This window comes from Pseudomonas sp. 21LCFQ02, from assembly GCF_024129895.2.
Lineage (GTDB): Bacteria > Pseudomonadota > Gammaproteobacteria > Pseudomonadales > Pseudomonadaceae > Aquipseudomonas.
In genome coordinates this window covers 3,681,667-3,697,070 of record NZ_CM178749.1, presented here as the reverse complement: position 1 = coordinate 3,697,070, position 15,404 = coordinate 3,681,667, and the positions used below count along the sequence as shown (strand labels likewise).

Sequence of the window (15,404 nt, the reverse complement as noted above, 5' to 3'; positions counted from 1 at the left end):
GTTCAAAGCATCGCCACTGCAAGGCCTTACACACCGGTGTCATCGATTCTTGAAAAAGTCCTGGCCAGACCATGGACACACTTCTTCAAAGCCCAGACGCTTGAGCGCGGTCGCGACTATGCGCGACAGAAACGCATCAGCCTTGAGCAGGTCAGCGACCAGGTCGTGCGTACCCGCTGTCGTGGCAGCGGTGGCGAGCGCTACAGCCAGTCGCTGGTGCTTCAGGACCCGGCGCTGACCCCGCATTACCTGGTATGCACCTGCACCTGCCCGGTACGCAGAGACTGCAAGCACTGCGTGGCGGCGCTGCATTACCTGCAAGACCCGCACAACCGCGATGAACTGCTGCAGGCCATGCCAGCGCCAGCGCTCGCGCAGCCGAAACTGCCCGAGCGGCTGATCGATGACCTGCAACCGCGTCCGCGCCTGACCCTGGCCAGCCTCGAATTCACCGCCTTCGAACCGCGTAACGGGCGCATGCAGCGGCAGACTCATCACCGTGCGGCGTTGGCATTTGCCTACGGCAAGCACTATGCGATAGGCACCACCCATGTAAGCATCCTGACCAGCAGCCTGGGCAGCGATCTGGTCAACCAGAAAAGTGACATCCTCGAACACACCGCGACCGAAACCCTGCGCATCCGCCGTCAAGGCGAGCGCGAACGCGAGCTGCGCCAGCAACTGAGCGACATGGGCTTCAAGATCGCCACCCGGCAAAGCAAGGCACTGCCTGACAGCGCCGGCGAAATGTACGAGCTGCCCGGCGAAAAAGCCTGGCTGCATTTTGTGCTCGATGACCTGCCGAAACTGCGTGAGCAAGGCTGGGAAATCGACATCCGCGACGGTTTCGGCTTCGATGTCACGCCGGTGGATGACTGGTATGCCGTGGTCGACGAGCAGCAAGACCGTAACTGGTTCGACCTGGAACTGGGGATCATCGTCAATGGCGAGCGCCTGAGCCTGCTGCCGATCCTGATCAACCTGCTGCGCAGCCACCCCGAACTGACCAGCCCCGCCGCCGTGGCCAAACGCGGCGATGAAGAACAATTGCTGGTGCAGCTCAACCACTTCACCCAGAGCGGTGGCAGCCCGGTGCAGATTGCCCTGCCCTTTGGCCGGCTCAAACCGGTGCTGGCCACGCTTGGCGACTTCTACTGGCGCGAGCCGGACAACACGCGCCTGCGCCTGAACACCGCCGACGCGGCGCGGCTGGTCGAGCTCGACGAGCTGCCGCTGTCCTGGGAAGGCGGTAACCGACTGCGGCATTTCGCTGAACGCCTGGCCAATATCAAGGATGCGACCGTCAACCTGCCCGAGGGACTCAACGCCCAGTTACGCGCTTATCAGCTTGAGGGCCTGAGCTGGATGCAGTCGCTGCGCGAGCTGGAAGTCGGTGGCGTGCTGGCCGATGACATGGGCCTGGGCAAGACCCTGCAGACCCTCAGCCACTTGTTGCTGGAAAAACAGGCCGGGCGTCTTGATCGTCCGGCACTGGCGGTGATGCCCACCAGCCTGATCGGCAACTGGCTCGACGAAGCAGCACACTTCACCCCGCAGTTGAAGGTACTGGCCCTGTACGGTGCCCAGCGCCATCAGGACCTGGCCGACCTGCAACGCTATGACCTGATCCTGACCACCTACGCGCTGCTGCCCCGCGATGTCGAGCATCTGGAAAAACTGCCCCTGCATGTACTGATTCTCGATGAAGCGCAGTACATCAAGAATCCCAAGAGCAAGGCCGCCCAGGCGGCCGGTCAGCTCAAGGCCCGACAGCGCCTGTGCCTGTCCGGCACACCGCTGGAAAACCACCTGGGGGAACTCTGGTCACTGTTTCACTTCCTGATGCCCGGCTGGCTGGGCAGCAGCAAGGAGTTCAACAGCAACTACCGCTCCGCGATCGAAAAGCATGGCAATGTTGATCGGCTCAAGCACCTGAACTCGCGGATCAAACCGTTTCTGCTGCGCCGCACCAAGGAGCAGGTTGCCACCGAGCTGCCGCCCAAGACCGAGATCATCCAGTGGGTCGAACTCAACGATGGCCAGCGCGACGTGTATGAAACCGTGCGCCTGGCGATGGACAAGAAAGTCCGCGACGAGATCGACCGCAAGGGCATGGCGCGCAGCCAGATCGTCATCCTTGAAGCGCTGCTCAAGCTGCGCCAGGTGTGTTGCGACCTGCGGCTGGTCAACAACATGCCGATCAACCCGCGCCACGGCAGCTCGGCCAAACTTGCCGGGCTGATGGAAATGCTTGAGGAACTGCTCGCCGAAGGACGGCGCATCCTGCTGTTTTCGCAGTTCACCTCGATGCTCGAACTGATCGAGCAGGAGCTTGAGCAACGCAACATCGCCTATTCGCTGCTGACCGGCTCGACCCGTGACCGGCGCACGCCGATCCGCGACTTCCAGGAAGGCCGCCATCCGGTGTTCCTGATCAGCCTCAAGGCCGGCGGCACGGGCCTTAACCTCACGGCTGCCGACACCGTGATCCATTACGATCCGTGGTGGAACCCGGCGGCGGAAAATCAGGCCACCGACCGCGCTTACCGGATCGGTCAGGACAAGCCGGTGTTCGTCTACAAGATGATTGCCCGGGGTACGGTGGAAGAGAAGATCCAGCGCCTGCAGCAGGATAAATCCGCACTGGCCGCCGGTGTTCTCGATGGCCGTACCCAAGGCGACTGGAAGCTCAGCGATGACGATCTCAAGGCGCTGTTCGCGCCGTTGCCGCCAGCGCCGAAGAAGGACCGCCGCTAGGGTCAATACTGTTCGGTTAGGCGCTATATACCTCTGTGGGAGCTACCTTGGTAGCGAAGACGGCGGAATGCCGGACCACAGCCAACTGAACGCCGGCCGGCTGTTCCCACCGGTCTGACCGAACAGTATTGGCGCCAGGGCCCCTTAGATCAGGGCGATCAACTGCTGGCGCTGGGCATCGGTCAGGGTCGGGCCGAAACCTGCACCGGCGTTATCGGCCATGTATTTCGGGTTGCCGGTGCCGGGGATCACACAGGTGACCGCCGGGTGGGCGAGCAGGAACTTGAGCGCCAGTTGTGCCCAACTGCTGGCCTCCACCTGCGCCGCCCAGCCGGGCAGCGGCTTATCCTTGAGCCGCGACAACAGTCCGCCACCGCCAAACGGCCGGTTGCAGATCACCGCCACCCCACGCTCCCGGCACAGCGGCAACAGCCGGGCTTCGGCCGCGCGATCATCCAATGCATAGTTGATCTGGAGGAAATCCAGCTGTTCAGTCTTGAGCACCGCCTCGACCTGATCGTAGGCCGACGAGGTGTAGTGGCTGATGCCGACATAGCGAATCCGCCGCTGCGCTTGCCAGTCACGCAGCACCGGCAAATGGGTCTGCCAGTCGACCAGATTGTGAATCTGCATCAGGTCGATGCGCTCGGTCTGCAACAGACGCAATGATTCCTCCATCTGTGCAATGCCCTCCTTGCGGCCGCGGGTCCATACCTTGGTGGCCAGAAAAGCCGGCGAGCGCGGCTCGTGGATAGACAGCAGTTCGCCGGTGGTCTGCTCGGCCCGACCATACATGGGCGAACTGTCGATCACGGTGCCACCGGCGGCGAACAGCGCATCGAGTACGCTACGCAATTGTTTATAGGCCGGGCTTGACGTGGCGACGTCGAAGCCGCGATAGGTACCCACGCCGATCACCGGCAAAGGCTCGTTGCTTGAAGGGATTGCACGAGTCTGCATGGTGCGGTCTCCTGGAAGCTTGGCGGAAAAATCGGTGACAGGCTGCATGACCGGCTGCTGAGCACCGCTGGCCGAATCAAGGCTCAGGGCTGCGGCAGTGCCAGCGGCCAGCGCCAGCAGACGGCGACGGGTCAGGCATGAGGATGGCGTCATGCGGATTCTCCTTGTATGTGACGCACCCGCGCTGAACGCTCAGCGCCGGGCAAGCAAAACCATAAGCCTAGACCCGCACGCGGCAACCGCGAATCGTAAGCTCAATCATCAATACCCAACTGTCGCCACATCGCCTGAGTGATGCGCTGGCGATTGTGATAGCCCGCCCATGGATCTTCGTCCAGATCGCGCAAGCGCTCCGCCAGGTTGCCAACGTGCCATTGCCGGGCCGAGCTCAGGGTCGCCAGTTCATCGCGACCGACAGGCACTGACACGGGCAGGCCAGGTCGGGCGCGCACTGACCAGGCCGACACCGTAGTGCCGCCGCGGGTATTGCGCAGATAGTCAATAAAGATCCGCCCGACCCGGTTCTGTGGGCCGGCCGTAGCGCTGAAGCGTTCGGGCAACTGGCGACTCATGAATTCGGCGACCGCCTTGCCAAAGCGCTTCACCTGATCCCAACCGGTGTGCCGGGCCAGCGGCACAATAAGGTGCATGCCCTTGCCGCCGCTGGTTTTCAGAAAGGCCTGCAGGCCCAGCTCATCGAGCACCGCCAGGAGCATCTGGGTGGCCTCGATCATGCTGCACCACGGCAGCGCCGGATCGGGATCAAGATCGAAGATCAGCCGGTCCGGAGTTTCAATCCGGTCACTGGTAGCGCCCCAGGTATGCAACTCGATTCCCCCCATCTGCACCACACCGGCCAGCGCTGCCCGGTTATCGATCTGCAGCAGCGGCGCATGACCGGGGTCCAGGGACGCGTCAAGTTGAGTGATTTTCGGGATGCTCAAGCGCTGGGCATGTTTCTGGAAAAATTGCTCGCCCTCGATGCCTTGCGGGCAACGCAGCAACGCGACTGGACGTTTGCTCAGCTCAGCCAGCAGCCGGTCGGCAATGGCCAGATAGAACTGCGCCAGAACGGCCTTGCTGACGCCGCTTTGCGGATCAATGACCCGTTCAGGGTGACTGATCGCGACGCCGGCGACGCAGGCTTTAGTGGCCTGCTCTGAGGAGTCCGGCTGCGCCTCATCCACCAACGGCAGACCTGCTCGGCGGGCGACCTCACGCACCACCTGCGCCGCCGGCTTATCGGTACGCAAGCCGATGAACGAGGCCTGACGCAAAACCGCATCTCGGGTCCATTCGGCAAACTGCACCTCGGCGACCAGCTGCGGTTCAACCCATTGCACATCGCGGCTCAACTCACGACTGAGCGGCTTGCATAACGGCGAGCTGTCACGCTGCAATGCATCAAGCTGTTGCTTGAGCTGGCGCAGCGTCTTGCCATCAAAGCCGCTGCCGACCCGCCCGGCGTACACCAATCCTGCCGCCCTGGCATCATTGACCGCCAGCAACAACGCGCCGAAACCACTACGGCTACCCTCGGGCGGTGTGTAGCCGACGATCACAAACTCCTGAGCCAGACGGCACTTGAGCTTGATCCAGTCAGCACTGCGCTTGCCCTGGTAGAGACTGCCAGCACGCTTGCCAATGACCCCTTCCAGGCCCATGGCCCTTGCACTCTCGACAATGTCGTGATGACTGGCGGCAAAGCCTGCGGAGAATCTGATCAATTTGCTGCGCTGACCTTCAAGCACCTGGGCCAGAGCCTCACGCCGCACTTGCAGCGGCTGCTTGCGCAGGTCATCGCCGTTGAGCCAGGGCGCATCGAACAGGTAGTAAACGATCTGTGCATCGCTGTGCTCATCAAATGCCCGTTGCAATGCCTGAAAATCCGGCAAGCCGTCACGATCGAGAACCACCACCTCGCCGTCGAGCCAGCTGTCTTCAAGCCCCAGCCTGGCCAGCGCCTTGGCAAGCCTTGGCATCCGTGCTGTCCAGTCATTGCCGGTACGACTCAGCAGGCGCACTTCACCGGCGTGGATGCAGGTCAGGATCCGATAGCCGTCGTACTTGATCTCATACAGCCAGTCGCCGAGCGGCGGTCGGTCCATCAGGGTGGCCAGTTGCGGGCTCAACGTGTGTACGAAGGCTGTGGTTTTTTTCGGCTGCTCAGGCCTGGCCGGCCGGGTTCGGCTGAGGGTGGCGTCACTCAAGACACTGTCGGGGCGCTCGACGGTGATATCAAATTCATCGACCGGCCGCGCCGCATCGTCGCTGCGCTTGATCAGCAGCCATTGCTTGCGATTCCCGCTGCCCTTGAGCCGGGTGCGCACTAACGCCCACTCACCATTGAGTTTTTCCCCGATCAGGGTGAATTCCAGCTTGCCGGCTTCATACCCCTTGCGCGGATCACCGTGCGGCTGCCAGATACCGCGATCCCAGACAATGACCTCACCGGCACCATACTGCCCTTCGGGAATACGCCCTTCAAAGCTGGCGTACGCCAGCGGGTGGTCTTCGACCTGCACTGCCAGGCGCTTGTGTGCCGGGTCCAGGCTCGGGCCTTTGGGTACCGCCCAGCTTTTCAGGGTACCGTCCAGTTCAAGACGCAAGTCGTAGTGCAAGTGACTGGCGTCGTGCTTCTGGATCGCAAAGCTCAGCGCCTCTCCAGCGGCCTTGCGCTTGCTGCGGGTGCCGGTCTCTGGCGGTTCGCGGGTGATATCGAAACGGCGCTTGCGGGTGTACTCGCTGACCATCTGGCGACTCCTTCAATCACTACCCGGCGCGGCGGCGTTTGCCAGGGCTTGCCGGTTTGGCCTCACCGGACTTGGCGGCAGGCTTGGCCGAAGCCCTGGCTGACGCCTTGGTCTTGCGCGGGCTGCTCTGGCCGGCCAAGCTCTGGCGCAGCAACTCGGTGAGGTCAATCACGTCCGCCTGTTTGCGCTCAGGATCCGGGCTTTGCCCACCCACGGCTTCCAATTTGCCGCGCTTGGCCTTGGTCTTGACCAACGCCATGATCTTGTCCTGAAACGTGTCGCGGTAGTCCTCGGGCCGCCAGTCGACACTCATGTCCTTGACCAGCTTTTTCGCCATATCCCGCTCGCCTTTACTTAGTTTGACGTCCGTCACCGCCTCGCTCAGTTGCAGCGTCTCATCCATATCACGCACCTGCTCCGGCCAACGCAGCAATACCAGCACCAGCGCCGAAGCCAACGGCATCAATGCCGCCAAATGCTCGCGGGCGTGCAGCACCACATTGGCCAAGGCCACCTTGTTGCTGGTATGCAGGGTCTCACGCAGCAAGGCGTAGACCTTTTCACCACGTTGCACCGGCGCCAGGTAGTAAGGCATATCAATGTGCTGCAAGGGAATCTGCTGGCTGTCGACAAAGCCAAAGATGTCGATGGTCTGGGTCGCCTCGGGATGGGCGGCGCGAATTTCCTCCTCGCTGAGCACCACGTAGCGGTCTTTCTGATACTCCACGCCTTTGACAATGTTTTCTGCGCTGACCTCTTTACCGGTCACCTTGTTGACCCGTTTGTAGCCCACCGGGTCCATGCTGCGCTTGTCGAGCCAGTCGAAATCCACGCCCTCGCTGCTGGTGGCTGACACCAGTGCCACCGGGATATGCACCAGACCGAAGCTGATCGCGCCCTTCCAGATTGCCCTTGCCATTGTCCTGTTCCCCACGCGTTGGTTCAGAGGTGACTGCCCGGCGAACAGCAAAGTTTCACCTGTGAGACCAACGCCCCAACTGGCTGTTGCTCCAGCAACAGTGCCCGGTTCAGTCAGTAGCCAGAAAACATTCAAAACGCCATATATTCCATATAGAGATAAAAATATGATTCCAAGATATTTTGAGGAATAAAAATACGTCCGTATAAAGACTGGATGATCCCTGCTCTGTTGACCCACTGTCTGCCAGCCAACAGTACCCATTGGTCGACCCCAGCCTCTGAAGGACTGCTATGAACGTTTTCTGGTTTCTCCCCACCCATGGCGACGGCCACTATCTGGGCACCACCAAAGGCGCGCGCCCGGTGACGCTCAACTACCTCAAGCAAGTCGCGCAGGCGGCTGACGATCTGGGCTACTACGGGGTGCTGATTCCTACCGGCCGTTCTTGCGAAGACTCCTGGGTAGTGGCTTCGGCACTGGCCCCCTTGACCCAACGCCTGCGTTATCTGGTGGCGATTCGTCCGGGGATCATCTCGCCGACGGTCTCGGCGCGCATGGCTGCGACTCTGGACCGGTTGTCAGGCGGCCGGCTGCTGATCAATGTGGTCACCGGTGGCGACCCGGACGAGAACCGCGGCGATGGCATTCATCTGAGCCATAGCGAACGCTATGAAGTCACCGACGAATTTCTCCAGATCTGGCGCCGGGTGTTGCAGGGTGAGGCGGTGGACTTCAAGGGCAAACATCTGCATGTGGAAAATGCCAAGGCACTGTACCCACCGCTGCAACAGCCCTACCCGCCGCTGTATTTCGGTGGCTCTTCCGACGCAGCCCATGACCTGGCAGCCGAGCAGGTCGACGTATATCTGACCTGGGGTGAACCCCCCGCTGCGGTCGCCGCCAAGCTGGCCGACGTGCGTGAGCGTGCAGCGCGCAAGGGGCGTACCGTGAAGTTCGGGATTCGTTTGCACGTGATTGTCCGGGAAACCAGCGAAGCGGCCTGGCAAGCCGCTGCCAGCCTGATCGAGCCGATCAGTGACGAAACCATCGCCGCCGCGCAAAAATCCTTCTCGCGTTTTGATTCCGAAGGCCAGCGGCGCATGGCGGCGCTGCACGATGGCCAGCGCGACAATCTGGAAATCGCCCCGAACCTGTGGGCCGGGGTTGGCCTGGTGCGCGGCGGCGCCGGCACCGCACTGGTCGGCAATCCACAAGAGGTGGCAGCACGGATCAAGGAATACGCCGACCTGGGCATCGACAGTTTCATTTTCTCCGGCTACCCGCACCTGGAAGAAGCCTACCGCTTCGCTGAACTGGTGTTCCCGCTGCTGCCCGAGCCCTACGCCAGCCTGGCCGGGCGTGGGGTGACCAATTTGACCGGGCCGTTCGGCGAGATGATCGCCAATGACCTGCCGCCACAGCAGGCGAAGTGAGCATGGCCGTGCCGCTGCGTGACCGTGCGCTGCCTGCGCCGCCGCTGGTGTTCGAAGACCCGTCCTCGCAGGCCTTGCTCGGGCATGTCCGCCAGGTCGCACCCAGTGACGCCAGTGTCTTGATCATCGGCGCCACCGGGACCGGCAAGGAACTGGTCGCCCGGCAGATCCACGCCCTCAGTAGCCGCAGTGCAGGACCCTTTGTAGCGGTCAACTGTGGGGCGCTGTCCGCGTCCTTGGTCGAGGCCGAGCTGTTCGGCCACGAAAAAGGCGCCTTCACCGGCGCCCACGCGGCCAAACCCGGCTGGTTCGAAGCGGCCAACGGCGGCACCTTGTTTCTCGACGAAATCGGCGACTTGCCAGTGGCCCTGCAGGTCAAGCTGCTGCGCGTCCTGCAAGAGCGCGAAGTGGTGCGGCTGGGCTCACGCAAGAGCCAGCCTATCGACGTGCGGGTGCTGGCGGCCACCAATGTGCAACTGGACCACGCCATCAGCGCCGGGCAGTTTCGTGAAGACCTGTTCTATCGGTTGAGCGTGGTGAGCCTGGTCCTGAAACCCTTGCGTGAGCGGCCACTGGACATTTTGCCGCTGGCCCGGCACTTCATCGAAAGCTACTGCCGACGCCTCGGTCATGCACCGGCACGGCTCGCCCGCGCAGCCGAACTCAAACTCAGGCAACACCCATGGCCAGGCAATATCCGCGAACTGGAAAACGTGATTCATCACAGCCTGCTGGTGTGTCGTAACGGCCTGCTCGAAGCCGACGACCTGCACCTCTCGCAGCGCCAGCCCGCACCGTCAGTGAGCCCTTCGGCAAGCGAGGCAGACGGGCTGACGACCGAGCAGCTACTCGCTCAGGCCTTTGCCAAACTGTTCGAGGATCAGGCCGGCGCGCTGCATGAAAAGGTCGAAGATGCCCTGCTGCGTGCGGCCTACCGCTTCTGTCATCAAAATCAGGTGCATACCGCGAATCTGCTGGGCCTGACCCGCAATGTGACCCGCAGCCACCTGATTCGCCTGGGCGAACTGACCGTCAACAAACGCCGGGTCGGCCAGTATCGCCAAGGTGACCGGGTATTGAACCTGTCGGTCTGAAATCAAACGCGAGGCGGCACGTGGCTAAGCACCTGATAACTGCCGAAGCTCGCCGCCCGGACCCGATGCAGGCGAATCAGGCCGTTGAGGTCATACACGCTGGATTCGATCGCTGACAACGCCGCCTCACAGGCCTGCCGTGATTGCCAGAGCACCTGATGCAGCACCCGCCTGCCATCTTCGCTGGCCTGCACACTCGCCCCCATGAATCCGGGGCAACTGCTGGTGTATTGCTCATCTACTTGCGCCAAGGCAGTGACCAGCGCTGATTGCTGAGTAGCTTCGACGCTGAATTCGACAAGTTGACTGTAGCCATGCATAGGCATCTCCCTGAGCGCGATGATTGCGGGTAATGGCTGCGCAGGGTAAAACCTTGAGTTAACTCGAGGTCAAGCAGGAATTTGCCCATGAACAAGACACCCGCCCCGGCCCAACAGCAGCTCAGTGTCGGGCAACTGGCGGCGCGCAGCGGCGTGGCGGTCACGGCACTGCACTTTTATGAGAGCAAAGGGCTGATCAGCAGCCAGCGCAACGCCGGTAACCAGCGCCGTTATCCCCGCGAGATGCTGCGCCGTGTCGCGCTGATCAAGGTGGCCCAGCGTCTGGGCCTGCCACTGGCAAGTATCCATGCGGCTTTGCAGGCACTGCCCGAGGGCCGCACGCCGACCGCTACTGACTGGCAGAAACTTTCAGAACAATGGCGCGTCGAGCTGGACGAGCGCATTCGGGGACTCACGCAATTGCGTGATCAACTCACCGGCTGCATCGGCTGCGGCTGCCTGTCGATGCAGGCCTGCCCACTGCGTAACTGGGGCGACGAACTGGGCAGCCAGGGTGCGGGGCCGCAGTTGCTGGACCAGGCATAGGTTCAATACTGTTCAGTTAAGTGCTTTATGCCCCCGGTGGGAGCCAACTGTCTTTCATCATCCCCCGATGAATGGGCATTTTATAATGCCATCGCGGATAGATTCCGCGATGGCGGGCAAAGCCCGCCCCCCATTCAAACCACGTGATCACGCCATGGTGTTCCGTCGCGCACCATGGCGTTCAGACGTATCAGCAGCACCCGCATGCAGGCCACCAGGGCCACTTTCGCGCACTTGCCTTTGGCACGCAGCCTCGCATAGCGCTCCTTGAAATCGGCGTTGTAGCGCACCATCACCAGCGCACACATGTAGGTCGCACGGCGCAGTTTCGTCCTCCCACCGTAGATCTGCCGCTTGCCGGCCTTGCTACCGCTGTCGTTGTTATACGGTGCCACACCGGCCAACGCTGCGATTTGTCCACGACTCAGATCACCCAGCTCTGGCAGGTAGCAGAACAGGCTGGCGATTGTCACTGGGCCTACGCCCTTTACGGCATGCAGCCGCTGCAGCAGTTCTGAGTCGACCTTGCGCGCTTGTGCATCGACAAGTTGATCTACCGCTTTGATCTGCACTTTGAGGCTGGCTTCCAACGCGAGGTAGATGTCCACCACGCTGGGCACTATGGTCTGTTTGATACGGCGCCGGTTGTCGTCACGTTGTTGAAGCAGATTGTTGCGCAAGTTGACCAGCTCAAGCAGGACTTCGCGCTCCTCGTCAGGCTTTGCGAAGCCCTTTGCCTCCAGGCTGGAGGCGAACATGGCCAGCATTTGCGCGTCGATTGGATCGGTCTTGGCACGCTTGCCCATGGCCAGAGCGAACTGACGTGAACGAACAGGGTTAATACGCTGGATCTTGAACCCGGCATTAGCCAGAAGCTTTACCGACAGTTTCTCGTAACCACCGGTGGCTTCAACAAGAACTCGTTCAACCTGATGGGCGCTGAGGTACTCAGCGATGCTGGCGAGACCTTCTTCAGTATTAGGCACACACAGCTCATCGGCTTTGGGAAACAGCGCAACCTGCAGCGTGGCCTTGGAAACATCAATACCGGCATAGGCGGACATGAGTAAAACCTCTAGGATAAAGAGTGAGAGGCGCTTTGGCCTGACTCACGCTTGTTGTTCGAGGTCGGACTCAGTCAACTGTTCGAGCTTTGAGCCAAAGCGGGAAGAGTGGATGGCAGCTTGGCTCCCACACGTGCTCTAGGCACCGCGATTTGTCAGCTTGCCATCCACCCCTCTCACCCCAGACTTTACCTTGATCAAAGACACAAGCGAGCTTGCTCGCGAAGAGGCCGGTAAAGTCATCGCATCTGCTGCGAATGTACCGCCGTCTTCGCGACCAAGGTCGCTCCTACAGGGGCCTGCGGTGCCTGCCAGAGCCGTTAAGCCAACACCTCAACCAGACGCGCCGCCAACGCTTTGGCATGACTGGCTACGTCCGGCACTGCAGTGCTTTCCCACCATAATCCGCGCAGCGGTGGGCCCATGGCGAACAGGCACGCCGAGGGTTGCCCATCGGCACCGCGTACCGCGCCGCCCGGATCCGCGTCGATACCCAGCGCCAGCGGACCAGGGCGCACCAGGCCGTGCGCCAGCAACTGGCGCGGCAACGGCCGGTCGACCCGACGCCAATCGTATTGAATACCGCTGGAGTTGATCCAGGCATCAGCACCGATGAACTCGGCTTGTGTCGCGCCGCGACGCCGAATGCGCACCTGCAACGGCTCACCGGGCCGTGACTCGACACCCAGCAGGGTCGCAGCCAGTATGCCCAGACGCCCTTCGCCCAGCAGCCGCTCCAGCAACGCAGCTCCCTGCGGCGGCGAGCGGTGGTGATGGCTCTCCCACCAGGGCCGCACATGCCGCACGAACTGCCGGCGCTGCCGATCACTGGCCTGGCTCCACAGGCGGCCGATATGCGCCCGCACGGTATCCAGCGGGGCCTGCCAGTCAATGCCGGCGGCCATCGCCTGGCGGCACTGCTGACGCAGGCTGCGCAGCAACTGCAAGGGACTGCGGATACTGTGGTCGTGAGCGAGAAAGTCCGGCCATTGCGGCGGCTGGCGACGCACGTGAGGCCATAATCCGTGGCGTGAAATCACCTGAATGGGGCCACGATGCCCGGCCTGCTGCAACGACTCCAGGGCATCGACCATGGTAAGCCCGGAACCGACGATCACCACCCGCGATTGCGCATCAAGACCGCGCATGGCCTCGATTCCCCAGGGATCCAGCGCGGCGGCACCCAACGCGTCGCTGCGATGCTGCGGGGTGCGCGCCGCCGCGTACATACCGGTGGCCAACACCACCACCCGGCCATGCACGGTGTCAGTGTTGTCGAGGGTCAGCGTCATGCCTTGCTCAGCCGCTTGCAGGTCAACCGCTTCGCCACGTCGGTGTTCGACAGTCGAACCATGACTGGCGCCCAGCCGCCGAGCCTGCTCCAGACGCTCCTGCACATAAGTGCCGAACAACCCGCGCGGCGGGAATAGCTCGGCCACCGGCAGCTGCTGCGCATGGGCTTGCGGCCAGCCGCCTGCAGCCAGATGTCCGGCCAGCCAGTGGCTCAGATCATCCGGGTTATCCGGTTCGACGCCCATGCGTGCCGCGTTGCCGTTCAGGGTATGCCCCAGCTCGGTGGCACTGTAGGCCTCGCCACGGCCCAGTTCGGCGCGTGACTCGACAATCATGATCCGTCGCCGGCCCGGCAAGCGCAGCAACTGCATGGCCAGCAAGCTGCCACTCAGACCGCCGCCGATAATCAGCACATCGACGCTGTCAGGGCTCATTCAGATGCTCCAGGCAAAAAACAAGGCTACAACACGACATTGCGCACAAAGCGCAGCAGTGTCGTAGCGTCGTTGCAGAATGAATGGGTCTGGTTGCTGGGGAACATGAAGAACTCACCGGCCGCGATCTGCCGAGGCTGCTCATGGCTGCCCAGCCGCAGGCTCAGTTGGCCTTCGATCACATACACCTGCTCGCTCCAGCCTTCCGGATCAGGCTCGGAATCATAGCGATCGCCTGGCTCCAGACAGAACTCCCACAACTCCACCTCACGTCGGGCCAGCGCCTTGGACAGCAACACAGCCTTGCTGCCCGGCTGGGTGCCGGCCCACGCCAGCTCATTGATACGACTATGGTCGTGCACATCCGGTGCCTGGATCAGGTCACTGAACGCCACATCCAGTGCCTCGGCAACCCGGTCCAGGGTCGCCAGGCTGACATTGTTCTCACCGGCCTCGATGGCCACCAGCATGCGCCGGCTGACCCCGGACTTGTCGGCCAATGCGCTCTGGCTGATGCCAGCGGCATTGCGCAGTCGTCGAACATTGAGACCCACATGCTGCAACACCGGGGCACGCGGGGAAATATCTTTGTGCATCATATTGCTCACTCGAAGCGCTTGCGCATTATACTGCTCAACTTGCGGCGCATTGTGGGCCGCCCTTCCCTCACCATGCAAGGTTCCGCAGCGGTAGCGCAATGAAATTACCCAACCGATTGCCCCGAGTCAGTAAAGCAGAAGCCGTCCTGATCTTTATCACCATGCTCTGGGGCGGCACGTTCCTGCTGGTGCAACACGCCATGACCGTCAGTGGGCCGATGTTCTTTGTCGGCCTGCGGTTTGCGGCAGCAGCGCTGCTGGTCGCGCTGTTCAGCCTCAAGGTGCTGCGCGACCTGACCTGGCTGGAACTGCGCGCCGGGGTGTTTATCGGCACTGCGATCATGCTCGGTTATGGCTTGCAGACTGTCGGTTTACAGACCATCCCCAGCAGCCAGTCGGCCTTCATTACCGCGCTGTACGTACCCTTTGTGCCGCTACTGCAATGGCTGGTACTCGGCCGCCGCCCCGGCCTGATGCCGAGCCTGGGCATCATGCTGGCGTTTAGCGGGTTGATGCTGTTGTCAGGCCCGCAAGGCGCAGCCCTGAATTTCAGCCCCGGTGAAATCGCCACCATCATCAGCGCCGTGGCCATTGCCGCAGAAATCATCATGATCAGCGCCTATGCCGGCCAGGTCGATGTACGCCGGGTCACCGTCGTGCAACTGGCCACGGCATCACTGCTGGCGTTTTTAATGGTGGTGCCGACCGGTGAACGTATTCCAGACTTTTCCTGGCTGCTGCTGAGCACCGCCATCGGCCTGGGGATGATGAGTGCAGTGATCCAGGTAGCCATGAACTGGGCACAGAAAAGCGTTTCGCCGACCCGCGCCACCGTTATCTATGCCGGCGAACCGGTCTGGGCCGGCATCCTCGGCCGCCTTGCCGGCGAACGCCTGCCAGGCCTGGCCTTGCTGGGCGGCGCGCTGATCGTCGCCGGGGTGATCGTCAGCGAAATGAAGAAGCGCAAGGCTGAAGACCAACAGCAGGCAAGCGAAGCATTGCCCAAGGCTGACTGACGTTTTCTGCTGATTGAATCAAGCCCTCAACGGCGGCCTGCAATGGGCCGCCGCGCTTCATCCTCTTAAACATTGGCGAAACAAAGGGTTACCGGTGTTTTTACTTGAACGGTGAAAATCTCGGAAATGCCCTACCAACTGTGTCAAACAAGACTGATCGACCAAGACGGCTACCAGACCCACATTGCGACCATTGAACCATGGGAGTGAATC

At 61.9% G+C, this 15,404-nt stretch carries 12 protein-coding genes; 5 read left to right on the top strand and 7 right to left on the bottom strand.

Features of this window, described 5'->3' with window-relative positions:
* Window positions 1-36 precede the first annotated feature (36 nt).
* Window positions 37-2,757 carry a DEAD/DEAH box helicase gene (locus tag NJC40_RS16630; protein WP_253140341.1) on the top strand — a complete coding sequence of 907 codons (2,721 nt, stop codon included), beginning with the start codon at window positions 37-39 and terminating at the stop codon, window positions 2,755-2,757.
* Between the two features lie 144 nt (window positions 2,758-2,901).
* Here the strand turns inward: NJC40_RS16630 and NJC40_RS16625 are convergent, their stop codons facing one another.
* The 3 genes from NJC40_RS16625 to ku form a co-directional block, all read right to left on the bottom strand.
* Window positions 2,902-3,870, bottom strand: coding sequence for an aldo/keto reductase (locus NJC40_RS16625; protein ID WP_253140340.1), 969 nt, complete (start codon window positions 3,868-3,870; stop codon window positions 2,902-2,904).
* Window positions 3,871-3,971: 101 nt separating this feature from the next.
* Window positions 3,972-6,470 (bottom strand): DNA ligase D, encoded by a 2,499-nt coding sequence (ligD, locus tag NJC40_RS16620; protein WP_253140339.1) that lies wholly within the window; start codon window positions 6,468-6,470, stop codon window positions 3,972-3,974.
* Between the two features lie 19 nt (window positions 6,471-6,489).
* Window positions 6,490-7,389: a non-homologous end joining protein Ku gene (ku, locus tag NJC40_RS16615; RefSeq protein WP_253140338.1), complete on the bottom strand. Its 900-nt coding sequence runs from the start codon at window positions 7,387-7,389 to the stop codon at window positions 6,490-6,492.
* A 293-nt stretch (window positions 7,390-7,682) separates the two neighbouring features.
* Here ku and ssuD point away from each other — a divergent pair, with 293 nt between their 5' ends.
* Together ssuD and NJC40_RS16605 are read left to right on the top strand one after the other, a co-directional pair.
* On the top strand, window positions 7,683-8,825 hold the full coding sequence (gene ssuD / locus NJC40_RS16610; RefSeq protein ID WP_045490008.1) for an FMNH2-dependent alkanesulfonate monooxygenase: 1,143 nt from the start codon (window positions 7,683-7,685) through the stop codon (window positions 8,823-8,825).
* 2 nt (window positions 8,826-8,827) lie between these two features.
* Window positions 8,828-9,919 (top strand): sigma-54 interaction domain-containing protein, encoded by a 1,092-nt coding sequence (locus tag NJC40_RS16605; RefSeq protein WP_492180350.1) that lies wholly within the window; start codon window positions 8,828-8,830, stop codon window positions 9,917-9,919.
* A gap of 2 nt (window positions 9,920-9,921) precedes the next feature.
* On the opposite strand, the gene NJC40_RS16600 is transcribed toward NJC40_RS16605, so the two are convergent.
* Entirely contained in the window at window positions 9,922-10,239 is a 318-nt protein-coding gene (locus NJC40_RS16600) for an antibiotic biosynthesis monooxygenase (protein WP_253140337.1), read from the bottom strand.
* A gap of 87 nt (window positions 10,240-10,326) precedes the next feature.
* Here NJC40_RS16600 and soxR point away from each other — a divergent pair, with 87 nt between their 5' ends.
* Window positions 10,327-10,785, top strand: coding sequence for a redox-sensitive transcriptional activator SoxR (gene soxR / locus NJC40_RS16595; protein WP_045490005.1), 459 nt, complete (start codon window positions 10,327-10,329; stop codon window positions 10,783-10,785).
* A gap of 134 nt (window positions 10,786-10,919) precedes the next feature.
* Here soxR and NJC40_RS16590 read toward each other — a convergent pair whose 3' ends face one another.
* From NJC40_RS16590 to NJC40_RS16580, 3 genes are all read right to left on the bottom strand, one after another.
* Complete coding sequence (locus NJC40_RS16590) at window positions 10,920-11,849, bottom strand: IS110 family transposase (protein ID WP_253143071.1); 930 nt, start codon at window positions 11,847-11,849, stop codon at window positions 10,920-10,922.
* Between the two features lie 320 nt (window positions 11,850-12,169).
* Entirely contained in the window at window positions 12,170-13,576 is a 1,407-nt protein-coding gene (locus NJC40_RS16585; RefSeq protein WP_253142156.1) for an FAD/NAD(P)-binding protein, read from the bottom strand.
* A 26-nt stretch (window positions 13,577-13,602) separates the two neighbouring features.
* Window positions 13,603-14,172 (bottom strand): helix-turn-helix domain-containing protein, encoded by a 570-nt coding sequence (locus NJC40_RS16580; protein ID WP_045490003.1) that lies wholly within the window; start codon window positions 14,170-14,172, stop codon window positions 13,603-13,605.
* Window positions 14,173-14,273: 101 nt separating this feature from the next.
* Between NJC40_RS16580 and NJC40_RS16575 the strand changes: the two genes are divergently transcribed.
* Window positions 14,274-15,191 (top strand): DMT family transporter, encoded by a 918-nt coding sequence (locus NJC40_RS16575; protein WP_253110342.1) that lies wholly within the window; start codon window positions 14,274-14,276, stop codon window positions 15,189-15,191.
* Window positions 15,192-15,404 lie beyond the last annotated feature (213 nt).

Excerpts from the sequence above, each read along its gene's own strand:
- NJC40_RS16625 (WP_253140340.1), bottom strand. The coding sequence starts at position 3,870 with ATGACGCCATCCTCATGCCTGACCCGTCGCCGTCTGCTGGCGCTGGCC.
- ligD (WP_253140339.1), bottom strand. The coding sequence starts at position 6,470 with ATGGTCAGCGAGTACACCCGCAAGCGCCGTTTCGATATCACCCGCGAA.
- ku (WP_253140338.1), bottom strand. The coding sequence starts at position 7,389 with ATGGCAAGGGCAATCTGGAAGGGCGCGATCAGCTTCGGTCTGGTGCAT.
- ssuD (WP_045490008.1), top strand. The coding sequence starts at position 7,683 with ATGAACGTTTTCTGGTTTCTCCCCACCCATGGCGACGGCCACTATCTG.
- NJC40_RS16605 (WP_492180350.1), top strand. The coding sequence starts at position 8,828 with ATGGCCGTGCCGCTGCGTGACCGTGCGCTGCCTGCGCCGCCGCTGGTG.
- NJC40_RS16600 (WP_253140337.1), bottom strand. The coding sequence starts at position 10,239 with ATGCATGGCTACAGTCAACTTGTCGAATTCAGCGTCGAAGCTACTCAG.
- soxR (WP_045490005.1), top strand. The coding sequence starts at position 10,327 with ATGAACAAGACACCCGCCCCGGCCCAACAGCAGCTCAGTGTCGGGCAA.
- NJC40_RS16590 (WP_253143071.1), bottom strand. The coding sequence starts at position 11,849 with ATGTCCGCCTATGCCGGTATTGATGTTTCCAAGGCCACGCTGCAGGTT.
- NJC40_RS16585 (WP_253142156.1), bottom strand. The coding sequence starts at position 13,576 with ATGAGCCCTGACAGCGTCGATGTGCTGATTATCGGCGGCGGTCTGAGT.
- NJC40_RS16580 (WP_045490003.1), bottom strand. The coding sequence starts at position 14,172 with ATGCACAAAGATATTTCCCCGCGTGCCCCGGTGTTGCAGCATGTGGGT.
- NJC40_RS16575 (WP_253110342.1), top strand. The coding sequence starts at position 14,274 with ATGAAATTACCCAACCGATTGCCCCGAGTCAGTAAAGCAGAAGCCGTC.